Source organism: Mesorhizobium sp. M2C.T.Ca.TU.002.02.1.1 (genome assembly GCF_003997225.1).
Genome location: NZ_RZTO01000386.1, coordinates 1 through 5,632 on the forward strand (window position 1 = coordinate 1; position 5,632 = coordinate 5,632).

Annotated in this window: 5 protein-coding genes; 2 read left to right on the forward strand and 3 right to left on the reverse strand. The window is 64.4% G+C overall.

The window, feature by feature from the left end; all coding sequences use genetic code 11:
• Nucleotides 1-156: 156 nt before the first annotated feature.
• Entirely contained in the window at nucleotides 157-945 is a 789-nt protein-coding gene (locus tag EOD07_RS20000) for a 3-hydroxybutyrate dehydrogenase (RefSeq protein WP_041000266.1), read from the reverse strand.
• A gap of 249 nt (nucleotides 946-1,194) precedes the next feature.
• On the opposite strand from EOD07_RS20000, the gene EOD07_RS20005 reads away from it, so the two are divergent.
• On the forward strand, nucleotides 1,195-1,983 hold the full coding sequence (locus tag EOD07_RS20005) for an acetoacetate decarboxylase (RefSeq protein ID WP_127236695.1): 789 nt from the start codon (nucleotides 1,195-1,197) through the stop codon (nucleotides 1,981-1,983).
• Nucleotides 1,976-3,136 (forward strand): patatin-like phospholipase family protein, encoded by a 1,161-nt coding sequence (locus tag EOD07_RS20010; RefSeq protein ID WP_127236696.1) that lies wholly within the window; start codon nucleotides 1,976-1,978, stop codon nucleotides 3,134-3,136. Before EOD07_RS20005 ends, EOD07_RS20010 begins: the two co-directional genes overlap by 8 nt.
• 292 nt (nucleotides 3,137-3,428) lie before the next feature.
• Here the strand turns inward: EOD07_RS20010 and EOD07_RS20020 are convergent, their stop codons facing one another.
• Together EOD07_RS20020 and EOD07_RS20025 are read right to left on the reverse strand one after the other, a co-directional pair.
• Nucleotides 3,429-5,039, reverse strand: coding sequence for an inorganic phosphate transporter (locus EOD07_RS20020; protein ID WP_127236697.1), 1,611 nt, complete (start codon nucleotides 5,037-5,039; stop codon nucleotides 3,429-3,431).
• A gap of 110 nt (nucleotides 5,040-5,149) precedes the next feature.
• Nucleotides 5,150-5,632 (reverse strand): TetR family transcriptional regulator (locus tag EOD07_RS20025; protein WP_164772371.1); only part of this gene is annotated, 483 nt, incomplete at its 5' end.

The window sequence follows — 5,632 nt, forward strand, 5'->3', positions numbered from 1 at the left end:
GAACAGAGAGAGTCTGGACGCGATCGTTGGGCTGACGCCTCACGGGGTCGTCGCGGGGAACCCCTTGCGGGAATGCTGGAACGGTCCCCCGCGATTGTCAAGAATTCAAATTGCCAAGGCGGGAACTCCGCGCTTTACCGGAAGCGGCCGGTGGCTTTACTGCGCCGTCCAGCCGCCATCCATCGGCAGGGTCGTGCCGGTGATCTGCTTGGCCGCGTCGCTGCACAGGAACAGCGCAAGCGCGGCAAGCTCCTCGACGGTGACGAATTCCTTGGTCGGCTGCGCCGCCAGAAGCACGTCGTGCTTGACCTGCTCCTCGGTCATGCCGCGCGCCTTCATCGTGTCGGGGATCTGCTTTTCGACCAGCGGCGTCCAGACATAGCCGGGCGCGATCGCATTCACGGTGATGCCGTTTTGCGCGACTTCCAGCGCCACCGTCTTGGTCAGGCCGGCAATGCCGTGCTTGGCCGAGACATAGGCCGACTTGAACGGCGAGGCGACCAGCGCATGCGCCGAGGCTGTGTTGATGATGCGGCCCCATTTTCGGCTCTTCATGCCGGGCACCGCGGCCTTGATGGCGTAGAAGGCGGCCAGAAGGTTGATGCGGATGATGGCTTCCCACTTGTCGTCGGGAAATTCCTCGATCGGCGCGACATGCTGGATGCCGGCATTGTTGACCAGGATGTCGAGGCTGCCGAACGCCTCCTCGGCCTCGTGGATCATGGCGGTGACGGCGGCGCCGTCCATCATGTTGGCGCCCGAGTAGCGGCACTTGACGCCGAAGTCCTTCTCGATGCCGGCCCGCTCCTGCTCGATCCCCGCGGCGTCCCCCAGGCCGTTGATGGTGACGTTGGCGCCTTCGGCGGCGAAGGCGCGCGCGATTGCGAGGCCGATACCGCTGGTCGAGCCGGTGACGAGCGCATTCTTCGAAGACAGGGAACCCATGGGAGATCTCGCGACAGGAGGACAGGAGGGAAGAGTATGAAGGCAGACAACCCGGAAGGCACACGATTTGTGCGCCGCAGCATCACAATGCCACACCCATATGTCGGCGCTGTTACAGCGCCGTGACGGCGTTTGCCGGCTCCAGGAAGCGCCGCCCTGGGGCTGACACGGCACTGTCATGCTGCCATGCAACATATTTGCCAGCGCATTCGCGCGGGTTCATTTCAAACCTGTTTTGGGGCACCAGCCATGGAAATCGCCGACGTCGTGAAGCGCGCCTATGCGATGCCGCTCACCAACCCGTCCTTCCCGCCCGGCCCCTATCGTTTCTTCGACCGCGAATACATCATCATCACCTACCGCACGACGCGCGAGGCGCTCGAAGCCGTCGTGCCGGCGCCGCTCGAGATCGACGAGCCGCTGGTGAAATACGAGTTCATCCGCATGCCGGACTCGACCGGCTTCGGCGATTACACCGAGACCGGCCAGGTCATTCCGGTGCGCTACAAGGGCCAGCACGGCGGCTATGTGCATTCCATGTATCTCGACGACGACGCGCCGATCGCCGGCGGCCGCGAGCTCTGGGGTTTCCCGAAGAAGCTTGCCAGCCCCAAGATCGTGCATGAGGGCGAGGTGGTGGTCGGCACGCTGCATTACGGCAGCGTGCTCTGCGCCACCGGTACCATGGGCTACAAGCACCGCGAGGCCGATCACGACCAGGTGCTGGCCTCGCTCGCCGCGCCCAATTTCCTGATCAAGATCATCCCGCATGTCGACGGCAGCCCGCGCATCTGCGAGCTCGTCCGCTATTACCTCACCGACATCACGCTGAAGGAAGCCTGGACGGCGCCGGCCGCGCTCGACCTTCGCCCGCATGTCATGGCCGATGTCGCCAAGCTGCCCGTGCTCGACATCGTCTCGGCGGTTCACTTCACCGCCGACCTGACGCTCGGTCTCGGCGAAGTCGTGCATGATTATCTCGCCGACCGCGGCCGATCGGATGCCGGCGCGAAGGAGTTGGAGAAAGCCGGTGCTTGAGCGTACCCGCAACAAGGCAGTTGCTGCCACCATCGCCGAAATCACCGCGCAATACGACCGCATCGCCCTGGTCTTCCAGGGCGGCGGCGCGCTCGGCGCCTATCAGGCCGGCGTCTATCAGGCGCTGGCGGACGCCGGCTGCGAGCCGACCTGGCTTTCCGGCGTCTCGATCGGCGCCATCAATGCCTCGATCATCGCCGGCAACGAGCCGAGCCGCCGTCTGCAGCGGCTGGAGCAGTTCTGGCAGACGATCTCGGGCCGCAAGATCTGGGCCTACACGCCCGAAGGCGACGTCTATCGCGATATCCGCAACCAGACCTCATCATTGATGACGATGACCATGGGCCAGCCCGGCTTCTTCAAGCCGCGCAACCCCAACCCCTGGTTCCAGCTGGCGGGCGCGGAGGGCGCCACCAGCTTCTACGACACCGCCGAGCTCAAGGACACGCTGGAAAGCCTGATCGACTTCGACGTCCTGAACGACGGCAAGAAGCGGCTGAGCGTCGGCGCGGTCAACGTCAGGACCGGCAATTTCGTCTATTTCGACACCGACAAGGTGCGCATCGGGCCGGAGCACATCATGGCGAGCGGCGCGCTGCCGCCGGCCTTCCCCTCGATCCGCATCGAGGGCGAGTATTACTGGGACGGCGGCATCGTCTCCAACACGCCGCTGCAATATCTGCTCGACCAGGAGGAGGACCGCTCCTCGCTAGTGTTCCAGGTCGACCTGTTCAGCGCCCGGGGCGTGCTGCCGCGCGGCATGGCCGACGTCCTGTCGCGCCACAAGGACATCATGTATTCCAGCCGCACGCGCCAGAACACCGACAACTTCCAGCGCATCCATGCGCTCAAGATGAAGCTGCTCGACGCGTTGAAGCGCGTGCCGCCGGACCAGCTCAAGGACGGTGAGAAGGAGCTGATGGCCGACTATTCCGATGCCGGCGTGGTCAACATCGTCCACCTGATCTACCAGCACAAAGGCTATGAAGGCCACGCCAAGGACTACGAGTTTTCCGGCACCTCGATGCGCGAGCACTGGGAGATGGGCCTGGAAGACACCGAGCGCACCCTGCGCCACAAGAAATGGCTGATGCTGCCCGACAACGCCGACGGCGTCACCATCCACGACCTGCACCGCGAAGATCCGACGTAAGGTCCGCGACGGGCCGTTCCATTGACGGGCACCCCTGGTCGAGTTCCGCCACACCCCCCTCTGTCCTGCCGGACATCTCCCCCGCAAAGGGGGAGATCGGATGTTGCGCGGCATTCGCCAATTGTCGACGTCGAAAGGGGCGCAGCGCCTGAGCTGCCAATCTCCCCCCTTGCGGGGGAGATGGCCGGCAGGCCAGAGGGGGGGTGCTGTCCCGCCAGCGTTTTGAGGGTAGGCATCAAACAAAAGGCAGCGCCGGCGACCGGCGCTGCCTTTTTTGGAACGCTTCCGCCGCTCAGAACACCTGGCGGAAGATCACGAACAGCACGAAGGCCAGCGCCATCGCGCAGGGCAGCGTCAGCACCCAGGCCAGCGCCAGGTTGCGCACGGTCGACCACTGCAGGCCCGAGCCGTTGGCCGCCATCGTGCCGGCGACCCCCGACGACAGCACGTGGGTGGTCGACACCGGCAGGCCGAGGCGGTCGGCCATGCCGATGGTGATCATCGCGACCAGCTCGGCGGCGGCGCCCTGGCCATAGGTCAGGTGGCTCTTGCCGATCTTCTCGCCGACAGTGACGACGATGCGCTTCCAGCCGACCATGGTGCCGAGCCCGAGCGCCAGCGCCACGGCGATCTTCACCCACAGCGGGATGAACTTCGTCGCGTTGTCGACCGCCTTGTGATAGTCGGTGACCGCCTTGAGGTCGGCGGCCTGCATCGGCAGCAGCTGCTTCTTGTCGATCAGCTTCAGCGCTTCGCCGATCAGATAGATGTCGTTGCGCGCGTTGCTGACCAGGTCGGTCGGCACCTTCTCCACCGTGGGATAAGGACCAAGCTCGGCAGTGGTGTTGTGGATGTAGGTCTGCAGCGCGATCGTCGTCTGATCGTTCCAGGTCTTGCTGCGCACGGCTTCCTGCACGGCCGCCTTTGCAGCATTGGCGTCTGCGACGGTGACGCCGGGCTTGACGTACTTGCCCAGCGCCTGCTCGACGGCGACCGATGCCGATTTGTAGGCGTCGAGATAGTTGATGTCGGGCGTGCGGTTGAGCGCGTAAGCCGTCGGCACCACGCCGATCAGGATCAGCATGATCAGGCCCATGCCCTTCTGGCCGTCATTGGAGCCATGCGCGAAGCTGACGCCGGTGCAGGTGAAGATCAGCAGCGCGCGGATCCACCATGGCGGCGGCGTGTTGCCCTTCGGCGCCTCGTAGAGCGCCGGGTTGCGCACCAGAAACTTCATGGCATAGAGCAGCGCCGCGGCGGCGAAGAAGCCGACGATCGGCGAGACCAGCAAGGTGGTGCCGACATTGGTCGCCTGACCCCAGTCGACACCGCTGGTGGCGCTTCCGGCCGGAGCCATGAACTGGTTGGCGAGACCGACGCCGATGATCGAGCCGACCATCGTGTGCGAGCTCGAGGCCGGCAGGCCGAGGAACCAGGTGCCCAGGTTCCACAGGATGGCGGCGACCAGAAGCGCGAACACCATGGCGAAGCCGGACGACGAACCGACCTGCAGGATGAGCTCGACCGGCAGCAGCGACAGGATGCCGAACGCCACCGCGCCGCTCGAGGTCAACACGCCGAGGAAGTTGAAAACGCCGGACCACATGACCGCGAATTCGGCCGGCAGCGAACGCGTGTAGATGACGGTGGCGACCGCGTTGGCGGTGTCATGGAAGCCGTTGACGAACTCGAAGCCGAGCGCGATCAGAAGCGCGATGCCGAGCAGGATCCACGGCACCGTCTTGGCGATGGCCAGATCCTGGCTGAGCGCATAGCCGACATAGATGATGCCGACGAGCACCAGCACGCCGAAAGCCGGCAGGAACCATTTGGCCCCGCCCGATTGTTCCAGGGGATGATCCGGTCTCGGGATCCCCGCCTCACTTGATACCACGTCCACCATTGTCCCACTCCATTTGCATTGCAGCAAAGAACCGGGAGGGACGCTATGTCCGTAGGATGAAGCTGGTGTGACGCCTTTAACCGTTTGGTCACTACCAAGCAGTCTGGTGACTATCCGGCTATCTTCAGGAGCGAAGCCACCAGCAGCTTGCGTTCGTCTTCCGAAAGCACGTCTGAATCGAACAGATTCATGCTGCGCATCCCTTCGATGGCGAGAAAGCAGACCAGCAGCGAACCGAGGTCCTCCGTCTCCGCCTTGAGCCGTTCGAACAGTTGGTGCTTGAAGGCCTTTATCGGCGTCAGGAAATCGGGATCCTCCGCGATCGCCGAGAACATCCAGGACGCCGAGGGTTTCGGCTGCTCGCAGTCGTCGGCCGATAGCTTGATATAGGCCGAGAGCACGCTTTCGTGGCCGGCCTCGGCGGCGCGTGCCTCCAGCGCCTTCTGGAAATCGCTGAGGTAGCTTTCGACCAGCCCCTGCATCAGCTTGGCCTTGGTCGGGAAATTGTAGAGCAGGCCGCCCTTCGACACTCCGGCGCGGCTGGCGACCGCCTCGAGCGACAGGCTTCCCGGGCCTGCCTCGCGCGCAACGTC

Excerpts from the sequence above, each read along its gene's own strand:
- EOD07_RS20000 (WP_041000266.1), bottom strand. The coding sequence starts at position 945 with ATGGGTTCCCTGTCTTCGAAGAATGCGCTCGTCACCGGCTCGACCAGC.
- EOD07_RS20005 (WP_127236695.1), top strand. The coding sequence starts at position 1,195 with ATGGAAATCGCCGACGTCGTGAAGCGCGCCTATGCGATGCCGCTCACC.
- EOD07_RS20020 (WP_127236697.1), bottom strand. The coding sequence starts at position 5,039 with ATGGTGGACGTGGTATCAAGTGAGGCGGGGATCCCGAGACCGGATCAT.